We start from the raw sequence: 21,386 nt of genomic DNA, 5'->3' as shown, positions 1-21,386 counted from the left end.
GCCGGCGTTTGAGGGACTATATGTATACCGACGCGCCAGCCCTGTGGGCCGGGCGCGGCGAACGGGCCATTACCTATAATGCCGGGTCTCGGCCCTTATTAGACGAGAACCGGCGGTAGCGGACAGTATACGCGATAATAGTACCTTACTCCGCGATTCGTTCCCGCTAACTAATTACCATACTGTCATCGCCCCTCCCATGGGTAAGAGTACGGGCCTGTGGCTAGCAGCGATGACGCTACTGGCTGTGGTTGCGGTGTCGACGGCCCCGATGTTTGGACCGGGTGTCGCAACGGCAGCCAATCACGAGACAGCGACTATCGAAGTGACCGACGCGTCAGCGACAAAAACCAACAGTTCTGGGACGTACGACACGCCGTTCTCAGTCGTTTCTGGCGTAGGGTTTCAAGTGGCGTTCACGGCTGAAAACTCCGGGGGCGTCAACGGCACGAAACAGGTAACGGTCACGGCAGACGACGAGGAACTTAAGCAAGTCGACGTTGCCGTCGACGGCGGCCGGCAGAAGACGGAGAGCGTCCCAATCACGCTTGATGACACGGGCGAATACGACCTCGCCGTCGACGGTGTCTCAGCCGGGACGGTGACCGTCGTCGAACCGCCGAGTATCACGGTCATTGAGACGGCCGTCAACCGAACTACGGTCACGCGAGGTGAACACATCGAAGTAACGCACACGCTGGAAAACACCGGCGGGAAAACCGGCGCGCTGACCATCACACCGACGCTGAAGAACACGGACACCGGAGAGTCTCAGATGGTCAACGAACTCGATGTCGAGGTCGGTGGCGGCGACACGGAAACGGCTTCGTGGACGCTGGACACCGGGACCTTCGACGAGCTGTCTGCCGGGGAATACGAACTGCAAGCTGGTGGGGATTCGAACCCGACAATCACCATTGAGGAGTCCACTCGGTTCACCGTCGAGTACTCGCAGCTAAGCGACGAATCGACAGTAACGGATGAGCCAGTCGAACTCACCGCTCGGATGGCAAACCCCAGAGACGGAGACGGCTCGGCGACAGAGACGGTCGTGCTGCAGGCTGACGGCATCGAAATCGCCACCCGGACCGTTGAAATCGAGAACGGCGAGACGGAGACGCTGACGTTCTCGCCGACCTTCGACACCGAAGGGACGTATGCCCTGAGAGTAAACGGCGAGTCGGTCGGGTCTGTCGAAGTTGCGGACGAGGCCTCGATTCAGGTTCGGGACGCCGGGCTCATCGACACCCAGGTCAATACTGACACGGACACGGGCGGCATCGGGACCCGTGAGCCGGAGCTGTGGGTTACGGTGGAGAACACTGGTGGACAGGCCGGAACGATAACGCTGCCAATCGACGTCGGCGGCACGCAGGTCGGACAGGAGTCGACGACGGTTCCGGCCGGAGAGACAGTCAACGAGACACTACTCTATCGACTCGACGGTGCTGTTGACGAGGGTGACCACGAAGTCACGGTCGGAGATGTCACCGCCGGCACCCTGACCGTCGGCCAGCCCGATATGCAGGTCACTGATGCGAGCTGGAACCGAACGACGGTCACCCGGGGCAACGCGGCAGAGCTGACAGTAACGGCCAGGAACGACGGGGCCGTGACCGCAGAGCAGGAGTTCTGGATCGAAACGGAGACCGAAGTCGTCGACACCGTCTCGTTCGACCTTGCCCCGGGCGACTCCGGGACGGAAACGTACGTGCGAACGTTCGATGAGCCCGGGACGTACCAGTTCACGGTCGGGAGCGAGACGCAGACGGTCACAGTGGAGCAGCCAGCGACGTTCGAGGTATCTGATAGGGCGCTGAACACGACGAGTGTGAGCGAGGGCGAGAGCGTCGCGGTGACTGCAACGGTCACAAACACCGGCGACCAGGCCGGTAGCTATGAGGTCCCGCTTACCGTCGCTGACGAGCGGAAAAATGCCGCGGAACTGCAACTAGAACCTGGAGAATCGACGACCGTCTCGTTCACGGAGCCGTTCACTGCCGTCGGCGCATACCCTATCGACCTTGACGACGGGCGGGTCGGGACGGTCCGCGTGTCTGAGGCGGCAACGTTCGAAACCACCGCTGTCGACTTGAACCGAACGGATGTCATCACCGGAGAGTCGATAGCGGTCACCGCGACCGTCCGGAACGAGGGCGACCAGCCCGGGACGGCCGATGTGCGGTTGCAGGAAGATGGTACCACGATAGATACGCAATCGGTGACACTCGACGGCGGCGAGGAAACGACCGTCACGTTCGTCCAGTCGTTCAGCGATGCGGGGACGCGAGCCATCGCCGTCGACAACCAGTTCGGGGCCCGTGTGACCGTCACTGAGCCGGCGACGTTCGAAATCAGCAACGCGGCGGTCAGTAGCGAATCCGTGACCCAAGGTGGCGCTGTCGAACTCAGCGCGACTGTAACGAACACCGGTGGGCGGACGGGGAACGTCACGGGCACCTTTTCAGTCGCAAATTCCGTCGTTGAGAGCCGGGAAGTGACCGTAGCCGGCGGCGAGGCGACGGAAATCACGTACGAACACGTCTTCAACAACAGCGGGAACTACGTGGTTGCTATCAATGGCGAGCGGGCGGGCACGGTCACGGTCAAGGAACCGGCGGCGTTCGACACGGCCGCCGTCGAACTGAACCGAACGACCGCCCGGACAGGCGAACCCGTGGCGGTGACTGCCACAGTCGTCAACAACGGTGACGAGACGGGCACCTCCCCGGTTCGCCTCCAGACCAACGCTGATATCGCGGACACGACGAACGCCACGCTCTCGGGCGGACAACAGACCGAGGTTACCTTCGTCTACGTCTTCGAGAGTGGCGGCGAGTACAACGTGGCAGTCAACGGTGACTCTGGCGGAACTATCTCAGTGACACAACCCGCGACGTTCGAGGTCCGCGACGCAAAACTGAGCAATCAGTCTGTCGACACCGGTGAGTCAGTGGACGTGACAGCGACTGTCGCAAATGTCGGCACGGAGAGTGGGAATTACACCGCGGCGCTCGCAGCGAGCAATCAGACACTCAAGTCCAAAACCATCGGTCCGATTGCCGGCGGAGAAACTGCAACTGTGTCATTCAGCATCTCCTTCGACAATGAGGGCAACCGGTCGCTCTCTATTGGCAACACCCCTACCGAAACGCTCGCCGTCGAAGCTGAAGCCAGTAGTGACGGTGGCGGCGGAGGCGGTGGTGGCGGAGGTGGCGGTGGTGGTGGCGGTGGTGGCGGGTTCGATTTCGATGATGACTCGGACGAGACCGACACTGGCGGCGGCGCAGAGGCACCCGCTATCTCCCAGTCCAAGATCGATAACGGGGTCACCGTCCGGGTGTCCGCCGACGCTGCGAACTCGACGGTCTCCCAGTCGCTGAACCGCTCCGGGCCGTCCGAGACCGCGCCGGTGATCACTCTCTCGGCGCTCTCGCTCAACGTGACTAATGACAGTGCTGGGTTCAACACGACACTGCTTGGTCCGCACGCCACGCCGAACGACATGGCCGCGGTTCAGGAAGACGGTGTGCGCGGGTACGTGACTGTCACCTCCGGCGCGAATGCGTCTGCCGTCAGCCGGGCGACGTACACGCTGCAGCTCAACGAATCGGCGCTTCCGGACAACGGGTCGATGGACGCGGTCCGGGTGTATCAGTACCACAACGAGTCCTGGAGTCAGCTACCGAGTACGGTAAACGGAACGAACAGGTCTATTCGGGCGACATCGCCAAACCTGGCAACCCTTGCTATCGTTTCCCCGGTCGCTAATGGGTCCACCCAGACGACAGTGGCGCCCTCGACGAATGCATCGGCGCCGACGCCCGCCGAACTCACCGTTGCTGATGCGTCCCTGATGGCTGATTGGGTCCGGGCTGGCTTCAACACGTCAGTGCGAGCGACAGTCGAGAATCCGAGCGACGAAACCGTCGAGCAGGCACTGACAGTCACCGTCGGCGGCGATTCGGTCGCTTCTCGGACCGTTCGACTCAACGCCGGCGAACAAACTACTGTGACGATAGAGTTCGAGGCTGTCGACGGCCCAGTCGCAGTCAACGGCGTCAGTGCCGGTGACCTCCGCGTCGGCTCGGATGCTGCACAGAGCACGGGCGGCTCCGGGGCTGACGAGACTGGTGAAAGCGGTGGTGGCGCAGAGCCAGCCGCCGAAACGGTCGCAGCGTCCGGCCCGGGATTTACTGTTCAGCTAGTCGCAATCGTGTTGGCGCTGATCACCGGTTTCGCCCGCCTCCGTCGACGAGTGTGAGGCCCCAGCCGACAGAGACGTTCTATCGCTCCTGTTTCAGTGTCGGACGGACGACCTTACCGGCGGTTTGGCTGCTGCGTAACTAATCCTTTACTCACGTACACCACTGTATGAGCGGGGCCAGAACACTCTGTACTGCCGTCGCCGTCGTTTTTGCCATCGCTGTGTTCGCATCTGTCTTCGCCGTCGGCGGCGTGGTCGCTTCTGACGCCAGTCCACAGAGCGGGACTGACGGTACAGCAAGCACACCCGGGACCGCCGTTTCGTCTGTTCTCGACCGCCACACAGGGACACTACTCGGGCAGGTCAACGGGACAGACACACCGGATGACGGTGAGCAGACTGACGAAGAGACCGAGGAGCCGACTGAAACTGAAGAACCCACAGAAACTGAGAGGACAGAGAAGCCGACCGAGACAGAGGGGCCGACTGAAACCGAGGAACCTACAGAAACTACGGAGACAGAGGAACCGACCGAGAACGGAAGCCGGGAGGAGACAAACGGCGACGACGGCGCTGACCGAGGCGATTCTGACGACGATGACGGGAACTCCGATGATTCGGACAGTTCAGGCGATAGCTCGAATGGTTCAGACGACGGGGAGAACACGACTACACAGAACACGGCGGGCGGCGGCGCGCCTGCTGACAACACGGCCGGTAGCGAGAACGGAACCGTCGGGTTCGGGATGGAAACTGAAGCGGACACCGACGGGGCACCCACGCCGACCGGGCAGGGCAGCGCCGATGTCCGGATTTCGGATGCGTCACTGTCGGCTGACTGGGTCCGGGCCGGGTTCAATACGACTGTGCGAACAACAGTAACGAACACTCGCTCGCGGCCGGTCAACGAGACACTGATTGTGACAGTCGACAGCGAACCCGTGGCACGGGACCGAGTGGCGCTCAACCCCGGCGAAGAGATCGTCGTCGAGACCGAGTTCGAGGCGGTCAACGGAACCGTTCGGGTCAACGGCAAGGCCGCTGGCCCGCTCACCGTCGAAAACCAGTCCCTTTCCGGAGCTGCTAGTGACGACCGGGCAACGACCGCGGCCCAAGGCCCCGGGTTCTCACTCGCGCAGGCGGGCGTCGCTATCACGATACTCACGGTCATCTGCTGGACGCGTCAGGGCTTCCGGCGCGGCCGGGGCCGCTGAATCGGACCACTGGCGGGCGGTCCGAACTGCTTGTGTGGTGGATTTTTACTCGTACCGTCCGACTGGTCAATATGGCTCGTGACCTCGCCGTCGTCGGTGCCGGCGCTGCCGGTGCGGCGGCAACATACGCGCTCCACGACGCGGAAGTCGACGTAACAGTGTTCGAGAAGAGCCGCGGCGTCTGCGGGCGCGCTGCGACCCGGCGACAGGGCGACTGCACGTACGAGTACGGGGCGAACTATCTCAAGGCAGACGACGGCCGCGTGACGGAACTGGTCACGGAGACGCTCCCGACCGAGGGACTCGTTGATATCGAGGAACCGGTGTATGCGTTCGACAGGACCGGCGACATCGATGTCGGCCGGGACGCCGACGAACACAAGTGGACGTACGAGGCAGGCATTACACAGATTGCAAAACGGCTGTTCAACGAGACCGACGCCGAGATAGAGAACGGCGTTCGGGTCGAGCGTCTGGAGCGACAACGCGACGGCTGGCAGCTTGAGGACGACGACGGAGCGGACCTGGGGCATTTCGACGCCGCGCTGCTGACACCGCCAGCCCCACAGACGGCTGACCTGCTGGGGCAGTCGCGGTGGGACCACGACGACTGCCGGGAACTTCGGCAGGAGATCGCGTCGGTCCCCTACCGAACGGTCATCGCTGGGGTGTTGCACTATCCATTCGAACTCGACGTGCCGTGGTACGCCGCGGTCAACAGCGATAAGGACCACGACATCGGCTGGATCGGCCGCGAAGAGTGCAAGGACGGCCACGTCCCAGACGGCGAGTCTCTGCTGCTGGTCCAGATGAACGAGCCGTGGTCGATTGCGAACTACGACGAACACCCCGACTCGCTCGTCGACGACATCGCCGCGCGGACGGCGCGATTGCTCGGCGACGACCGGCTGGCCGACCCCGACTGGGCCGACCACCAGCACTGGCGTTACTCCCAGCCCGAGGGCGAAGTCGACCACGACCTGCTGTCGTGTGCCGCCGAGCACGACCTGCACTTTGCCGGGGACTGGGTGGCCGGCGAGGGTCGGCTCCACGCGGCCCTGCGGAACGGACTGGAGACGGGCGAGGCAATCGCCGACGGTGGGTAACGGAACGCCTTTGGGTGCCCGCCGACAGCCACCGACATGGACCACAAGCGGGAACTGACGAGCGTCGACCTCGCCGCCCTGGAGGGTGAACTCGCCGGCTACGAGGGCGCGAAGCTCGACAAGGCGTACCTCTACCCCGAGGACGACCTCGTCAGACTGAAGCTCCGGGACTTCGACCGCGGGCGCGTCGAGTTCCTCATCGAGGTCGGTGACGTCAAGCGCGCTCACGTTGCCGACCAGAGCCACGTCCCCGACGCGCCGGGTCGGCCACCGGACTTCGCCATGATGCTTCGGAACCGGCTTTCGGGGGCCGACCTCGTCCGCGTCGAGCAGTTCGAGTTCGACCGCATCATCGAACTGGAGTTCGACCGAGAGGACGCGTCGACGACCATCGTTGCAGAACTGTTCGGCGACGGGAACGTCGCCGTGCTGGACGAACACGGCGAGGTCATCGACTGTCTGGAGACGGTGCGGCTCAAGTCCCGAACCGTCGCGCCGGGGACGCCCTACGAGTTCCCGTCGGCGCGATTCAATCCGATGACCGTCGATTACGACGGCTTCGTCGCCCGTATCACGGAATCCGACGCCGACCTCGTCCGGACGCTGGCGACGCAACTGAACTTCGGCGGCCTCTACGGTGAGGAGCTGTGTACCCGCGCCGGCATCGACTACAACGTCGCCGTTGACGAACTCACCGAGTCCGACTTCCAGCGGCTGTACGAACTCGTCGACGAGATGGGGACGCGCCTGCGCGAGGGCAACGTCGACCCGCGGGTGTACTACGAGACGCTCGACGACGGTGCAGACAACGGAGGGTCCGGCGATGACCTGGACCGCAGGCGCGTCGACGTGACCCCGATTCCGCTGTCGGAGTACGAGGAACTGTACAGCGAATCCTTCACGGAGTTCAATCCCGCGCTGGACGACTACTTCTTCAATTTCCAGCGGGAGGAGGAAGTCGAGGGCGGCGAGACACAGCGTCCGGACTTCGAGGCCGAAATCGAGAAACAGAAGCGCATCATCCAGCAGCAGGAACAGGCCATCGAGGACTTCGAGGCCGACGCCGAGGCCGAACGGGAGAAGGCCGAACTGCTGTACGCCAACTACGACCTCGTCGACGACGTGCTCTCGACGGTCCGGGCCGCCCGCGAGGACGACGTGGCCTGGGACGACATCGAAGCGAAGTTCGACGAAGGGGCCGACCGCGGCATCGCGGCCGCGGAGGCGGTCGTCTCGCTGGACGGCAGCGAGGGGACGGTGACGCTCGACATCGACGGGACGCGGGTCACGGTCGACGCGTTCACTGGCGTCGAGAAGAACGCCGACGAACTGTACAAGGAGGCAAAACGCATCGAGGAGAAAAAGGAGGGTGCGCTCACCGCCATCGAGAACACGCGCGAGGACCTCGAAGCGGTCAAGAAGCGCCGCGACGAGTGGGAGGCCGACGACGGCGAGGACGAGGCCGAGGAAGACGATAGTGAGGACGAATCGACTGACTGGCTCTCGATGCAGTCCATCCCCACTCGGTCGACCGAGCGCTGGTACGAGCAGTTCCGCTGGTTCCATACCTCGGACGGCTTCCTCGTCATCGGCGGCCGCGACGCGGACGACAACGAGGAACTCGTCCAGAAGTATCTGGAGGGCGGTGACAAGTTCTTCCACGCGCAGGCTCACGGCGGCCCGGTCACGGTTCTCAAGGCCACCGGCCCCAGCGAGCCGTCCAAGGAGGTGGATTTCCCGCAGTCGTCGCTGGACCAGGCCGCGCAGTTCGCCGTCTCTTATTCTTCGGTCTGGAAAGATGGGAAGTTCGCCGGCGACGTGTACATGGTCGACCCTGACCAGGTTTCGAAGACGCCCGAGAGCGGCGAGTACCTGGAGAAGGGCGGCTTCGCCGTCCGCGGCGACCGGACGTACTTCGAGTCCACGCCGGCCGGCATCGCTGTCGGCATCACCTGCGACGACGAGACGCGGGTCATCGGCGGCCCACCGGCGGCCATCGAGGGACAGGCTGCAACGAGTATCACCGTCGAGCCGGGTCAGTACGCCCAGAACGACATCGCCAAGCGACTCTATCGGGAGTTCAAGGACCGCTTCGCCGATGAGACGTTCGTCCGGAAGGTGGCCAGCCCGGACCAGATACAGGAGTTCCTGCCGCCCGGGGGCAGCCGAATGACTGAGGACTGACGATGTCGGAGCAGAGAGTACACCGCGTCGGAGGTGACTACCTGCATGAGTGACCTCGGGAAAATCGACCGCGAACTGTTCGATACCGTCATCTACCCGGAACTGGGCGCGGACCGAGAGGATGTGACGCTGGGGCCGACTCACGGCATTGACTTCGGCGTCATCGACGTTGACGGGAAGGCGCTGGTCACAGCTACCGACCCGCTCTCTGTCCTCCCCGGCTTGGGGTTCGAGCGGGCTGGTCGGTTCGCACTCGACGTGGTGCTGGCCGACGTGGCCGTCTCGGGCGTCCCGCCGTCACACCTCTCCGTGACGTTCACGCTCCCGCCCGAGATGACCGATGACGAACTGGCGGCGATGTGGCACGGCTTCGCCGGCCGGGCCGAGGAAGTCGGCGTAAGCGTCGTCACCGGCCACACCGCCCGGTATTCGGGCGTCGACTACTCCTGGGTCGGCGGCGCGACGGTACTCGGGGTGGGGTCCCACGACGACGTCGTCCGGCCCGACGGCGCGCGACCGGGCGACAAACTGGTCGTCGGCACCGGCCCCGCCGCGGAGGTCACGGGCCTGTTCGCCCGCCTCTTCCCGGCGCAGATCGGACTGTCGCCCGACCGAATCGCCACCGCACAGGAACGTCTGGCTGACACCGCACTCGTTGAGGACGCGATGGCCGCGGCCAGCGCCGGCAATGTGACGGCGATGCACGACGCCACTGAGGGCGGCATCGTCGGTGCGTTCATCGAGATGGCCGACGGTGCGGGCGTCCGCTTTGACGTGGACAGCGACGCGATGCCGGTCGCCGACGGCGTCGATGCCCTCTGTGACGCCCTCGACATCGACCCCTGGCACGTCAGCAGTTGCGGGACGCTGCTGGCCGCCGTCGACCCTGCGGACGCCGACAACGTTGTCAGCGCGCTCCGGGACCGGGGGACACCGGCCGCCGTCGTCGGCGAGGTGAGCGAGGGGACGGGGCTGTACGTCGACGGTACCCAGCGGTCCCATCCCGGAGCCGACCCCTCGTGGGAGGCGTTCGCGCGGCTGCAGGCGGCCGCGGACGGGGACCCCAACAGCCGCTGACTCTACCGCCGCGTTTACGAGTGTTAGCACTGCACACGTACTGGTATATATAGTTGTAAGTTGTATTATAATTTGATGTGACACCTCGTCGCGACTGACGTGGCACCGGCCACGCCGGCCAGGCTGATGTCACGGAGTACCATCATGTTCCAAGAAGCACTCTCGTATCCACGAGACAGTGACAGCGCAGTGAAAACCATCGCCATCGGGGGCGTGCTGCTGCTCCTGAGTTTCCTCGTCGTACCGGTGTTCTTCGTTCTCGGCTACATCACCCGGACGCTCCGGGCGGTGTTGAACGGCGAAACCGAGCCACCGGTGTTCGACGACTGGGGCGACCTCGGCATGGACGGCCTGAAGGTGTTCGTCATCGGATTCGCCTACTCACTCATCCCGGCGGCCATCGCTCTCGTGGCGGTGTTCACAAGCGGCGCGACGCTGGGGCTGGGCGGCAACGGGACCGGAAGCGGACTGGCCGTCGCCATCATCGTCCTCGTCGCAACGCTCGCGATGACTGTGCTATCGCTCGCCATCGCGTACGTACTCCCGGCCGCAATCGTTGCGTACGTCCGGACGGACGCCATTGCGGCGGCGTTCGCACCGGATGAAATCCGCCGGCTCGCGTTCAGTCGGACCTACGCTACCGGCTGGCTGGTCGCGTTCGGTATCAGTCTGCTCGCCGGCGTCATCATCGGCGCGCTGAACGCCGTCGTCATCGGCGCAGTGCTGGCTCCCTTCGTGACGTTCTACGCGAACGTGGCGGGGACCTACGCAGTCGGGACCGCCGTGCGAGACATGCCCGCCGTCGACGCTGGCGATGAGACGCCTGACGCACAGCCTGCGGCCTGACCCGGACCGTCGGCGCATCGAATGGCAGAACACTTGTGTCCCTGAAGCGGACGCTTCAGTATGCAAATACCGAGCCAGGAGACCACCGCGGAAGGGGCAGAACGCATCGAGGTGGTCCCAGAGACGCTGGATGATCTCTGGCATCTCTCGTATGTCATCGAGCCCGGGGATCTCGTCTCCGGCGACACGACGCGGCGCATTCAGCGCAACGACGACAACCTCCGGGACAAGGGCGGCGAGCGCGAACCGATGTGGATTCAGATCGAGGTCACCGACGTGGAGTTCGCGAAGTTTGCCAACCGGCTCCGCGTGGGCGGCGAAATCGTCGACTGCTCCCGCGAGGACCAGCTCGGTTTCCACCACACGCTCAACGTCGAGGAACACACCGAACTCACCGTCGAGAAACACCTCAAGCCCGACCAGGCCGACCGACTGGAGGAGGCCGTCGAAGCGACGGAGAATCCTGACGTTGCGATTGCAACTGTAGAGGAGGGCGAAGCACACGTCCACACCGTCGCCCAGTACGGCACCGAGGAGCGGGCGACCATCACCTCGACGACCGGAAAGGGGGAGTACGCCCGTCCACGGAAGGAACTGTTCGACGAGCTGGCGTCAGTCCTCAAACGGCAGGACGTGGACGCCTACATCCTTGCGGGTCCCGGCTTCACCAAACAGGACGCCCTGGACCACTTTCAGGACGAGATTCCCGATATCGCCGAACAGATTACCGTCGTAGACACGTCGGCCGTCGGCGACCGTGGTGTCCACGAGGTGCTCAAACGCGGTGCCGTTGAGGATGTCCAACAGCAGACCCGCATCGCCGAGGAGGCGGACTACATCGACGAACTGATGGAGCGCATCGGGTCGGGTTCGGAGGTGGCCTACGGCCCGGAGGAAGTCGCCAAGGCGGCCGACTACGGCGCTATCGAGACGCTGCTCGTGCTCGACGAGCGGCTCCGACTGGAGCGGGCCGGCGAGGGCGACTGGGACATCGACGTCGACCAGATCATCGAGACGACAGAGCAGAAAGGCGGCGACGTGACCGTCTTCTCCGCGGAGTTCGCGCCCGGCCAGCAGCTCTCGAACCTCGGTGGCATCGCCGCGCTACTTCGGTACCGACTCGATTGAGACCGCGTACCCACGATACCTGTATGTTATTTTTCATCTCGCCGGTGGTTCCCCCGAAACAGCTCTATTGAAATCCTATTGATTCGACATTATCGCTACCGAAACAATCGATAGGTGGGTGTGTATTGACCGGAACGGGATCAGAATTTCTCATCTGGTGACTATTTAAACAAGACCAGCAAACTGTGTGAGATATTTTGGTTATCACGAGAGGAATCAGTGCCCGACACAAAGAATCGTTCCTCACGCCGTCAGTTGGGCGTGTGAGCGTCTGGTACACGATCATGAAGTTCTTCGGGGCGAGACCTTGTCGGGGAGTTTCCTTAGCGCGGCGTGGCGGTCGCCTTGATTTCGTCGTACCTCTCCGCTGCCCACCGTCGGAGCTCCGATTGCGACGGTGCTGCTATTACCGAGTGGGTTCGCATTCGTTCGTCGAACGCTCCGAGTAGCACCGTCTCGTCGATAATCCCAAGTGCGTACTCCGGGACCGAACCCGACTCGTAGAGTGTGATGTTTTCAGACGCCCCAATTGCGTCGAGCGTCTCGTCGTAGTCAGGGCTCGCAGATTCGTACCCTGATGGAGGTGCGACGACCTCAAGTGTCAGATCCTCGTCGATACACTCCTGGAGTGTGTCGATGTAGAGCGGATTGATGGTCGGCACGAATCCCTTGACGCAGGCCGCACCCATCACGTTCCGGCGGACGTGGTAGAGCGGCTCGAACGGAGTATCGGTCGTCGATATTGTAATGTCGCACGACATGAGCGTGTCCGGACCGATTGGGAGTTCGGCCGGGAACCGCTCGAAGAAGGGGCCGACCGAGGCTCCAAGTTCGACCGTCGAAAGCGCGTTTCTGACCGCTTTGCACGCGATCTCTCCCGCTACGGTGACCTCGTATCGATTCTCCGTAACGACTTGGGAGATGTACCCCTGGTTCTCAAGGGCAGTAAGATTCCGCCGAAGCGTTGACCGTGGGAGGTCAAGTTCCTCTCCGAGTGTGTCAGACGACGCCGCACCCTCCGAAAGCGACCGCAGTAGTCGGTACCGATTCGGAGACGCGATCAAGAATTCAAGTCGTTCCAGCGCGGTCTCGCCAGAACGATTCATAGTCTATCACTACCGGTATGACACTTCTGCGTTTCGGTACGTCGTGTTCACCCCATGAGCAGTACTCACCCTCTGAACGTATCCCACCAGATAGCGTTATACATTTGATGTATCATATACTATTTAAGATGAGCTACGACGCGGTACTGTTCGACTGTGATGGTGTCATCGTAGAGATGCCCGACAGGACGGTTATGACGGAGGCGATGCGCCGTGTTCAGCGGCGGTTTGAACTGTCCGACCCGCCCGAACAGATGGTCGCCGACTTCTTCCGGGGGAATCTTTCGTCTATCACCGAGCGCTGCCGGTCGGCTGGAATCGAGCGCGATACCTTCTGCGCCGAGGCCGCCCGCGAAGGAGTTCGGGCGCAACTAACCGAGATCCGGTCGGGGCTCCGCTCAGTATATGATGACGTCGCCGCCGTTAAGAAGTTGAACTACCCGATGGGTGTAGTTAGCGACAACCACCCGCACGTACTCTCGTTCCTCCTGGGGCGGTTTGACCTGACCAGCTACTTCGAGACGGTGAGAGGCTGTCGGTTCACGCCGTCGGGGCTGGAACGTCAGAAGCCCAACCCGCATAACGTCCAGGCTGCGCTGGAAACGTTGGGTGCTGAGAGCGCTTTGTACGTCGGTGATCAGCAGATCGATGTCAAGGCGGCTGATAACGCCGGCATCGACTCTGTACTGCTACGACGTGAACGTCCGACTGAGAGTGGGATTGACGTTGCACCGACATACGAGGTGTCCTCACTCTGGCAACTCCACAACATCTTATCCCAGCGCGACTGATGCCGCTGGTCGGCTCCAACAGTCGTTCTATTGGCTGGTAACTACTCAACCAATCTTGACCATTCAGAGTGATCGATTAATGTTAGCTCTGTACTGAGCGATTGAGCACGCAAAACTATCAACTGCTGAGGGTTTCAACAGAGCCCCCGAAACCGTTTTTTGCCCCGCTCACTATTGCTACGTAGTTCCAATGTCTGCGAGGAGTGGGTGATATGTCGTTCGAAGAACAACAGGACTTTGCCAGACAGGTCGCCGACCTGAACAAGTACGGGCAGGCGCTCAATCGGTGTGAGTCCGTCGACGAGGTCGTTTCCCTCACGCTCGAAGCGATGTCGCTGCTGTTCGAGTTCTCCTACTCTACGTTCGTCGAGGTTCGTGACGACGACCTCCGGGTCGTCCACAGCACGAACCCGAATCTCGTTCAGGGCGAGCCACCCAGTGACCTGGCTCGACGGGCGCAGGAGGCCGGCGAGACGCTCGTCGAACAGGGCGCTGACGCCGCTGTCACGGCCGACTCGGACGTGACGGGTGCGCTGGCTGTCCCGGCCCGGATGGGTGACGAGGTGACAGCGGTGTTGGTCACACGGTCACAAACCGTCGAGGAGTTCGGGGACGAGTACGTCAGACCGATGGAGATTCTCGCGACCCACGCCGCGACGGCCATCTCCAACATCCGTTCCCGTGAACGGCTAGAACGGGCACACCGGGACCTGGAACGGCGAAAGGAGATGATCGAGATGTACGACCGGCTTCTCCGCCACGACCTGGGCAACGACCTTCAGGTCATCGCCGGGTTCGCCGATGTCGTCGCGGGACAGGTCGACGGCCAGACCGAGGAGTACGCCGGCAAGATACAGCGCGCGGCCGAGAGCGCCGCCGACCTCATCCACCGCGTCGGCGATCTCGTTTCGACGCTTGAAGCACAAGACAATCCGGAGCCTCGGGACCTCGACACGGTCCTCGGGGAGACGGTCCGTGACATCGAGGCCAACTACGAGTCGCTGACCGTCGACTTCGATGCGGCCGAGTTCGACTATCAGGTGTACGGCGGTGACCTGCTCGATTCGGTGTTCACGAACATCATGTCCAACGCGGCGGTCCACAACGACGGTGAGATTCATGTGCGGGTCTCACCAGCCGAAGCCAGTCCGGACGAAGTCACCGTCTGTTTCGGCGACGACGGGGGCGGTGTCTCGCCGGACCTGCGTGAGGATATCTTCGAGATGGGTGTGAAAGGACAGGAGAGTCCGGGGACCGGCTTCGGGCTCGGCTTCGTTCGGGCGTTGACTGAATCCTACGGCGGCAGTGTCAGCGTAGCCGAAAGCGACGCTGGCGGGGCCGAGTTCCGCGTCACGCTCGAACGCGTCTAGCTGACTGTTATCGTCAGACCGTCCTCGGCGAACTGCACGTCGCCGTCGTAGCTGTCCGCTATCGACTCCAGCATCTCCTCGTGTCGTCCCTCCGTGTGTGGATACAGGTGGGTGAGGTACACACGCCCGACCTCGGCGTCGGCATCGCGGAGGGTCCGGCCGAGCGTTTCGGGTGTCGGGTGGTTCGATACGTCCACGTCGTCCGGGAACGAGCAGTCGTGGACGAGCACGGCCGAGCCATCGGCGAACCCGATGAGGTCCGTGAACGCCTCGGAGTCAGCGCCGAGCGTTATTGCCGGTCCGTCATCGACAGAGAGCCGGTAGGCGAAACACTGCATCGAGTGGCGCGTCTCGCAGGTGTCGCCGCTGAACCCCGCCAGTTCGAAAGGTCCGCCGTCGAGGTCCCTGAGCGTCAGGTCCAGCCGGTCCTGCATGTAGTCGTGTGTTTCGAGGAGGTCACGAACTATGTCGCTTGTCCCCGGCGGCCCTGCGATAGTGAGGTCCGTCTCACCGGCCAGCCAGCGGGCCTTCATCAGCACATCGAGGTCGGAAACGTGGTCCAGATGGTGATGTGTCAGCAAGACGGTGTCGACGCCTTCGTACCCCGCATCTGTTCGGGCCAGTGAGTGCAACACGCCGCTACCACAGTCGACGAGCAGCCGGTGTCCGCCGCGTTCCAGTAGATAGCCGGACTGCATTCGAGAGCCGGTCGGCATGGCGCTTCCGGTGCCGAGAGACGTGAGACGCATACCGGACGACAGCGAGCGAACAGACAAAGGGTTGGTGTCTGGGGGCACACGTCGGCAGGGGAACCACCAGGGAGCGTCAGCGGAGTGAGGGCGGTGGCCGTCGGCGGGGACGGGGTCAGGGCGGCCGTGTGGGAAGGTCACCCGTCGACGGCGCAGTTCATGCTTCGGACGGGGATAGCAAAAGTTCACCCGTGGCTCAAAAACCATTTTAACCGAACCGCGCTTGCGGCAAACCCACGAAACGGAGCGGGAGACACTTGTGCGAGTACGCCGAGACGCGAGTATGAAGAAATCACTCGACGAACACGCCGAACGGTTCTCCGAACACGCCGACGCCTACGACGAGAACCAGGATTCAGCGGCGTATCGCGCCTGTGTCGACTTCGTTGTCGAGCACGCAGGCCCCGAAACTGACGACGTGGTGCTCGACCTCGGCACTGGCACCGGAGCCATCGCGTTCGCGCTCGCGCCCGACGCACGGGAGGTTATCGGCCGCGATATCAGCGACGGGATGCTGGACAAAGCGCGGGAGAAAGCTGAGGAGCGCGGCGTCGGGAACGTTTCCTTCGATGACGGTCGCTTCCGCGCGCCGAACGTCGACCGTTCAGTGGACGTCGTTACGTCGAACTTCGCGATGCACCACCTAGGCGACGACGAAAAACGCGAGGCTATCGACACCATCGCCGATTTGGGGCCACGGCGAATCGTCCTCGGGGACGTGATGCTGTTCGGCGACGACGACCCCGACGCCCCGTTCTACAGCCCCGAGGTTGACGACCCGGCGACGGTCGGCGTCCTCGCCGACGCCTTCACCGATGCTGGCTACGCGCTGACGGCCGTCGAGATGGTCACCGAGCAGGCTGGCGTGCTGGTCGCCGACCGACTCGATTCTGACTGAAGCGACTGGACCGCCAAACCGGCTCAGCGGTAGTTTCTGTACGCCCAGAACGAGACGTACAGCGTCAGGACCAGCAGTCCGCCGAGGAAGAAGGCCACGCCGGGCTCGATGTGGAAGCCGCCGCTACCGCTCGCGGCCTCGGTCGTCAGTTGTCGCGCCTCCTCGGTCATCGCTTGGACCGGGGTATCGGCTTCCGGGGCCGGAGTGCTCTCGGGGGCCGGCGTGGCTTCTGGTGTCTCCGTCGCTTCGGCTATCTGGAACCCACCGTCGTCCGACGCTGTCGGGGTCGGCGTAGATTCGGCCGACGCGGCTGTCCGGTTCGCCGCTTCGAGACTCTCAGCGTCCCCGCTACCTTGGGCACCGTCACCGCCGGCTCCCGCGTCCCCGCCGCCAGCCCCTGCACTCCCGAACTGAAGCGGGAACTGTCCGAGCAGGAGTTGCAGCATGACGCTGGCCGCGGTGAGGATACCGATAACAGGGAGGACGCGGCGGACGAGCGACCGGAGGGACTGCTTGCGCTCCTGCGTGCCGACGAACAACACCAGCGGGTCCTCCGGCGGCTCGTATACCTTCATCTCCTGGCCCTTCTCTGAGTACTGGACCCCAGCGACGGCGATGAGTTCCTCGTCTTCCAGTTTCTCCAGATGATAGGAGACCTTTTGTATCGACATATCGAGCCGGTCTGCCAGTTCGGAGGGCGTGCCCGGCTCCTCGTAGACCGTGTTGAGTATCTCTCTGGCCGTTTCCGAAGAAAGGGCGTCGAGGACCGCCGAAACGTCTTCGTCGACCCCGACGACCTGAAGCTCCCCGTCCTGTGAGGTGCTCGTGTCGGGACCGCGGGAGGGCAGCAACGACATATATTCCGTTCACTGCCGCCCAGAGTAATGAATCTCGTGGAACCTCACAGACTCGTTTGAGTCTGAGGTCACTCCAGCCGCTCGGTCACCGACGCGACCGCCTCCGGCGACAGTGAGTCCCGGGGCGGTCGCACCGTCGCGTGGTCGATGACGCCGCGGTCGGCGAGCAGGGCTTTCACCGTGGGCGCGAAGCCGAACTCGGCACACGCCTCCGAAAGCGGTGAGAGGACATCCCGCTGGACCGCTCTGGCCTGTGGCACGTCGCCGCTCTCGATGGCGGTCCCCGCCCGCTCTAAGTCGTCGAACAGCAGGTGCGAGAGCGCGCTGACGCCGCCGTCCCCGCCCACCACGAGCGACGGGACGAACAGACCGTCGTGGCCCTGGTAGACGGTGAACTCGTCGGGCGTCTGATTCATGACTGCGGTGACGTAGGAAAGGTCGCCCGAGGAGTCTTTGAGTCCGGCGACGGCGTCGGACTGAGCGAGCGCGGCGACCGTCTCGACGGACAGTTTCTGCCCGACGGCCCCGGGGATGTTGTAGAGGTAGACCGGCAGGGGAGCGTCGGCAAGCGCCGCGTCGAAAAAGGCCTCGTTGCCCGCTGCGCTGGCCTGGCCGCCGTAGTACGACGGCACGACCAGCGTGCTGTCCGCGCCCTGCTCGGCTGCGAACGCCATCCGCTCGTCGACGGTCGCAACGTCCGTCGCCGCCGTCCCGACCATGACGTGGCAGTCGTCTGGCGCTGTGTCAGCCGCGGTTCTGACGACGGTCCGGTACTCGCCGGGCGAGAGCGTCTCGAACTCGCCGGTCGTCCCGCAGGGGACGATACCGTCGACGCCGGCCGCTGAGACGTGCCGGACCAGCGACTCCAGGCCCGCGATATCGAGGTCACCGTCGGCGTCGAATGGTGTCACCAGCGGCGTCAGTACGTCGAAGGATTCAGCCATGCCCTTGGTCAGACACGGTGGTCGCTTAGGCGTTTTCCCCGCCGATATGGCGGAACCGACTTGACGTGGCAGTCCTACTGACCGGTAAGAGCCGACAATGGGAGGACGCGAGCGTCTCGCAGCGACGGACCCGGACTTCGATCCGGACGCGGTCGACATCGACGACGCGGCGGTACTCGACCGCCTCGCGCCCGTCGTCCAGGAGTGGTGGGTCGAGCAGTTCGGCGAGTTCGTCCCCGGCAACGGCGGCTTCTTCACGCCGCCACAGAAGGAGGCCATCCCGCTTATCCACGAGGGCGAGAACGCCCTCATCTGCGCCCCGACGGGGAGCGGGAAGACCCTCGCGTCGTTTACCGGCATCATCAACGAACTGTTCGGGAAGGCCCGTGAAAACGAGCTTGCGAACTCCGTCTACTGCCTGTACGTCTCGCCGCTGAAGTCACTGGCCAACGACATCCACCGGAACCTCGAACAGCCCCTCGACGGCATCACGGCCAAGCTCGACGACCGCGGCGAGGACGTGGAAATCCGCCACGCCATCCGCCACGGCGACACCAGCGACAGCGAGCGCCAGGCGATGCTAGAGACGACGCCCCACATCCTCAACACGACGCCGGAGACGCTGGCTATCCTGCTGAACTCCCCGAAGTTCAAGAAGAAGCTCGAAACCATCGAGTACGTCATCGTCGACGAGATTCACAGCCTCGCGGAGAACAAGCGCGGGACCCACCTCTCCGTCTCGCTGGAACGATTAGAGGAAATGGTCGAGGAACCGCCGACCCGAATCGGCTGTTCGGCCACCGTCGAGCCACTGGACACCGTCGCGGAGTTTCTGGTCGGCCGCGAGGAGCCCGGCGGCGACCCCCGCGACTACGAAATCGTCGACACGCGGTTCGCCCGTGATTTCGACATGGAGCTGTCCTGTCCGGCCGACGACCTCATCAACACGCCCCGTGACATCGTCACCGAGCGGTTCTACACGCAACTGCACGAGTACGTCCAGTCCCATACCAACACGCTCGTGTTCACGAACACCCGGTCGGGGGCCGAGCGCGTCCTGCACAACCTCCGCGAGAAGTTCGACGACTACGACGAATCGAACTCCGGGTGTCACCACGGCTCGCTCTCGAAGGAGAAGCGCCGGGACATCGAGGAGTCGCTGAAAGCCGGGACGCTGGACGTGGTGACGACCTCGACCAGTCTGGAGCTGGGCATCGACATGCCCCACATCGACCTCGTCGTGCAGGTCGGGTCGCCGAAGTCCGTCGCCGCGCTCCTCCAGCGCATCGGTCGCGCGGGCCACCAACTCGGCGAGACTGTCGAGGGCCGCGTCATCGCACTGGACCGCGACGAACTCGTCGAGTGTGCGGTGATGCTGGAGAAGGCCGAGCGGGGATTCGTCGACCGCGTGTTCATCCCCGAGAACGCACAGGACGTGGCGACACAGCACGTCTACGGCATGGCAATCAACGACGTTCGCCCCGAGGCGACGTTCAAGAGCGTCCTCCGGCGGGCCTACCCCTACCGGAACTACGGTGACGGTGACTGGGAGCAGTTGATGCGGTACATGACCGCCGACTATCCCGGGATGGAGGACAAGAACGTCTACGCCAAAATCTGGCGGGACACGAACGACCCGCCCGACGGGGAACACCACTACGAGGACTACGACGTGGGCGAGCACCTCATCGGCAAGCGCGGCCGGCTCGCGCGGGTCATCTACATGACCAACATTGGGACGATTCCGGACTCCTTTACCTGTGACGTGGTCACCCGGAGCGACGACAGCTGGGTCGGCCAACTCGACGAGTCGTACCTGGATACCTTAGAGAAAGGCGACGTGTTCGTGCTGGGCGGGGACAACTTCGAGTACCGGTATCGCCGCGGGTCGAAGGTGTACGTCGACCGGACCGCCGCGCGGCCGACGGTCCCGTCGTGGTTCTCCGAGCGGCTCCCCCTCTCGTATGACCTCGGCCGCGAGATACTCGACTTCCAGGGCCAACTGCTGGACCGGCTGGAAGACGGCGGGATGTCTGAGGTCCGCAACTGGCTCCGAGAGTTCCCCGTCGACGAGAATAGCGTACGGGCAATCGCTCGGATGTTCCGCGAGCAGGTGGCCTACGCCGGTCCAGAGAGCGTCGCCACGTCGGACCGGCTGGTCGTCGAGGAGACGCTGGACCACGACGAGTACGAACGCCACTACCACGTCCACTCGAACTACGGCCGGCGGTTCAACGACGGCTTCTCGCGGCTCCTGGCGTACCACATCGCGCAGGCGGCCAGCGCGAACGTCCAGGTCGCCGTCGCCGACAACGGCTTCACCCTCTCGATGCCGCTGAACCGCAAGGTCGACATCTCGCGCATCGTCCGGGACCTGGACCCGGAGACGGCACGGGAGGACCTGCGGGCCAGCCTCGACGGGACCGACCTCCTCCAGCGGTACTTCCGCATCAACGCCACGCGGTCGCTGATGATACTCAAACGCTACAAGGGCTACGAGAAGTCCGCAAGCGAACAGCAGGTCTCCTCGGAGATGCTGCTTGGGTTCGCCGAGGACCTGGGCGAGTTCGCCGTCGTCGAGGAGACCTACCGCGAGATTCTGGAGGACAAACTGAACATCGACGGCATCGAGTCCGTCCTCCGTGCGATACGGGCCGGCGACGTGGACGTGGTCCGGACCCGCGTCGACTCGCCGTCGCCGCGTGCCTTCGGCCTGGCGACGCTGATGGCAAGCGACGTGGTCCTCGCGGAGGACGAGTCGGCCGTCCTCCAGGAGTTCCACCAGCGAGTCCTGAACGAAATCGAGAACGGGGATGCCGACGACAGCGCGGTCGCCACTGATGACTGAACGGCTGGCACCGTTCGACTGTGTGCTTTCTGTCCGCTGGCCTGTTGTCGAGCAAGCAGTA

General features: G+C 63.6%; 15 protein-coding genes. 11 read left to right on the top strand and 4 right to left on the bottom strand.

Annotation, left to right across the window (positions count from 1 at the left end):
* The first annotated feature begins 199 nt into the window (after positions 1–199).
* The 7 genes from DVK00_RS15765 (at position 200) to DVK00_RS15735 (ending at position 11,762) form a co-directional block, all read left to right on the top strand.
* A complete protein-coding gene (locus DVK00_RS15765) occupies positions 200–4,264 on the top strand; it encodes a CARDB domain-containing protein (RefSeq protein WP_233560819.1) in 4,065 nt (1,354 codons plus the stop codon).
* A 110-nt stretch (positions 4,265–4,374) separates the two neighbouring features.
* Positions 4,375–5,421 carry a hypothetical protein gene (locus DVK00_RS15760; RefSeq protein ID WP_121577983.1) on the top strand — a complete coding sequence of 349 codons (1,047 nt, stop codon included), beginning with the start codon at positions 4,375–4,377 and terminating at the stop codon, positions 5,419–5,421.
* Positions 5,422–5,492: 71 nt separating this feature from the next.
* Complete coding sequence (locus DVK00_RS15755) at positions 5,493–6,527, top strand: NAD(P)/FAD-dependent oxidoreductase (protein WP_121512262.1); 1,035 nt, start codon at positions 5,493–5,495, stop codon at positions 6,525–6,527.
* Positions 6,528–6,563: 36 nt separating this feature from the next.
* A complete protein-coding gene (rqcH, locus tag DVK00_RS15750; RefSeq protein WP_121512263.1) occupies positions 6,564–8,711 on the top strand; it encodes a ribosome rescue protein RqcH in 2,148 nt (715 codons plus the stop codon).
* A gap of 45 nt (positions 8,712–8,756) precedes the next feature.
* Positions 8,757–9,788, top strand: a complete 1,032-nt coding sequence (locus tag DVK00_RS15745) for an AIR synthase family protein (RefSeq protein ID WP_101350123.1) — start codon at positions 8,757–8,759, stop codon at positions 9,786–9,788.
* A gap of 144 nt (positions 9,789–9,932) precedes the next feature.
* Complete coding sequence (locus tag DVK00_RS15740) at positions 9,933–10,634, top strand: DUF4013 domain-containing protein (RefSeq protein ID WP_101351439.1); 702 nt, start codon at positions 9,933–9,935, stop codon at positions 10,632–10,634.
* Positions 10,635–10,694: 60 nt separating this feature from the next.
* A complete protein-coding gene (locus DVK00_RS15735; RefSeq protein ID WP_121512265.1) occupies positions 10,695–11,762 on the top strand; it encodes an mRNA surveillance protein pelota in 1,068 nt (355 codons plus the stop codon).
* Positions 11,763–12,085: 323 nt separating this feature from the next.
* Here DVK00_RS15735 and DVK00_RS15730 read toward each other — a convergent pair whose 3' ends face one another.
* Positions 12,086–12,868: a winged helix-turn-helix domain-containing protein gene (locus DVK00_RS15730; protein WP_121512266.1), complete on the bottom strand. Its 783-nt coding sequence runs from the start codon at positions 12,866–12,868 to the stop codon at positions 12,086–12,088.
* A 128-nt stretch (positions 12,869–12,996) separates the two neighbouring features.
* Here DVK00_RS15730 and DVK00_RS15725 point away from each other — a divergent pair, with 128 nt between their 5' ends.
* Together DVK00_RS15725 and DVK00_RS15720 are read left to right on the top strand one after the other, a co-directional pair.
* Positions 12,997–13,659: an HAD family hydrolase gene (locus tag DVK00_RS15725; RefSeq protein ID WP_014040419.1), complete on the top strand. Its 663-nt coding sequence runs from the start codon at positions 12,997–12,999 to the stop codon at positions 13,657–13,659.
* A 212-nt stretch (positions 13,660–13,871) separates the two neighbouring features.
* Positions 13,872–15,029 carry an ATP-binding protein gene (locus DVK00_RS15720; RefSeq protein ID WP_121578077.1) on the top strand — a complete coding sequence of 386 codons (1,158 nt, stop codon included), beginning with the start codon at positions 13,872–13,874 and terminating at the stop codon, positions 15,027–15,029.
* On the opposite strand, the gene DVK00_RS15715 is transcribed toward DVK00_RS15720, so the two are convergent.
* The gene (locus tag DVK00_RS15715) at positions 15,026–15,778 is read right to left on the bottom strand and encodes an MBL fold metallo-hydrolase (protein WP_121577982.1); all 753 of its coding nucleotides are present in this window, start codon (positions 15,776–15,778) and stop codon (positions 15,026–15,028) included. The genes DVK00_RS15720 and DVK00_RS15715 overlap by 4 nt on opposite strands.
* Positions 15,779–16,061: 283 nt before the next feature.
* Here DVK00_RS15715 and DVK00_RS15710 point away from each other — a divergent pair, with 283 nt between their 5' ends.
* Entirely contained in the window at positions 16,062–16,676 is a 615-nt protein-coding gene (locus DVK00_RS15710) for a class I SAM-dependent methyltransferase (protein ID WP_121577981.1), read from the top strand.
* 23 nt (positions 16,677–16,699) lie between these two features.
* Here DVK00_RS15710 and DVK00_RS15705 read toward each other — a convergent pair whose 3' ends face one another.
* Together DVK00_RS15705 and DVK00_RS15700 are read right to left on the bottom strand one after the other, a co-directional pair.
* The gene (locus tag DVK00_RS15705; protein WP_121577980.1) at positions 16,700–17,533 is read right to left on the bottom strand and encodes a winged helix-turn-helix domain-containing protein; all 834 of its coding nucleotides are present in this window, start codon (positions 17,531–17,533) and stop codon (positions 16,700–16,702) included.
* Positions 17,534–17,601: 68 nt separating this feature from the next.
* Positions 17,602–18,477, bottom strand: a complete 876-nt coding sequence (locus DVK00_RS15700; RefSeq protein WP_121577979.1) for a dihydrodipicolinate synthase family protein — start codon at positions 18,475–18,477, stop codon at positions 17,602–17,604.
* Positions 18,478–18,574: 97 nt separating this feature from the next.
* Here DVK00_RS15700 and DVK00_RS15695 point away from each other — a divergent pair, with 97 nt between their 5' ends.
* Positions 18,575–21,325, top strand: a complete 2,751-nt coding sequence (locus DVK00_RS15695; protein ID WP_121577978.1) for an ATP-dependent helicase — start codon at positions 18,575–18,577, stop codon at positions 21,323–21,325.
* The last annotated feature ends 61 nt before the right edge of the window (positions 21,326–21,386 follow it).

Origin of the sequence: Haloarcula sp. Atlit-47R (assembly GCF_003665985.1) — an archaeon.
Lineage (GTDB): Archaea > Halobacteriota > Halobacteria > Halobacteriales > Haloarculaceae > Haloarcula > Haloarcula taiwanensis.
Note: the sequence above shows the minus strand (reverse complement) of the source record. Positions and strands in the feature narration are given on the sequence as shown.

Bases quoted from the DNA above. Each gene is read 5' to 3' on its own strand.
- DVK00_RS15765 (WP_233560819.1), top strand. From the start codon at position 200: ATGGGTAAGAGTACGGGCCTGTGGCTAGCAGCGATGACGCTACTGGCT.
- DVK00_RS15760 (WP_121577983.1), top strand. From the start codon at position 4,375: ATGAGCGGGGCCAGAACACTCTGTACTGCCGTCGCCGTCGTTTTTGCC.
- DVK00_RS15755 (WP_121512262.1), top strand. From the start codon at position 5,493: ATGGCTCGTGACCTCGCCGTCGTCGGTGCCGGCGCTGCCGGTGCGGCG.
- rqcH (WP_121512263.1), top strand. From the start codon at position 6,564: ATGGACCACAAGCGGGAACTGACGAGCGTCGACCTCGCCGCCCTGGAG.
- DVK00_RS15745 (WP_101350123.1), top strand. From the start codon at position 8,757: ATGAGTGACCTCGGGAAAATCGACCGCGAACTGTTCGATACCGTCATC.
- DVK00_RS15740 (WP_101351439.1), top strand. From the start codon at position 9,933: ATGTTCCAAGAAGCACTCTCGTATCCACGAGACAGTGACAGCGCAGTG.
- DVK00_RS15735 (WP_121512265.1), top strand. From the start codon at position 10,695: ATGCAAATACCGAGCCAGGAGACCACCGCGGAAGGGGCAGAACGCATC.
- DVK00_RS15730 (WP_121512266.1), bottom strand. From the start codon at position 12,868: ATGAATCGTTCTGGCGAGACCGCGCTGGAACGACTTGAATTCTTGATC.
- DVK00_RS15725 (WP_014040419.1), top strand. From the start codon at position 12,997: ATGAGCTACGACGCGGTACTGTTCGACTGTGATGGTGTCATCGTAGAG.
- DVK00_RS15720 (WP_121578077.1), top strand. From the start codon at position 13,872: ATGTCGTTCGAAGAACAACAGGACTTTGCCAGACAGGTCGCCGACCTG.
- DVK00_RS15715 (WP_121577982.1), bottom strand. From the start codon at position 15,778: ATGCGTCTCACGTCTCTCGGCACCGGAAGCGCCATGCCGACCGGCTCT.
- DVK00_RS15710 (WP_121577981.1), top strand. From the start codon at position 16,062: ATGAAGAAATCACTCGACGAACACGCCGAACGGTTCTCCGAACACGCC.
- DVK00_RS15705 (WP_121577980.1), bottom strand. From the start codon at position 17,533: ATGTCGTTGCTGCCCTCCCGCGGTCCCGACACGAGCACCTCACAGGAC.
- DVK00_RS15700 (WP_121577979.1), bottom strand. From the start codon at position 18,477: ATGGCTGAATCCTTCGACGTACTGACGCCGCTGGTGACACCATTCGAC.
- DVK00_RS15695 (WP_121577978.1), top strand. From the start codon at position 18,575: ATGGGAGGACGCGAGCGTCTCGCAGCGACGGACCCGGACTTCGATCCG.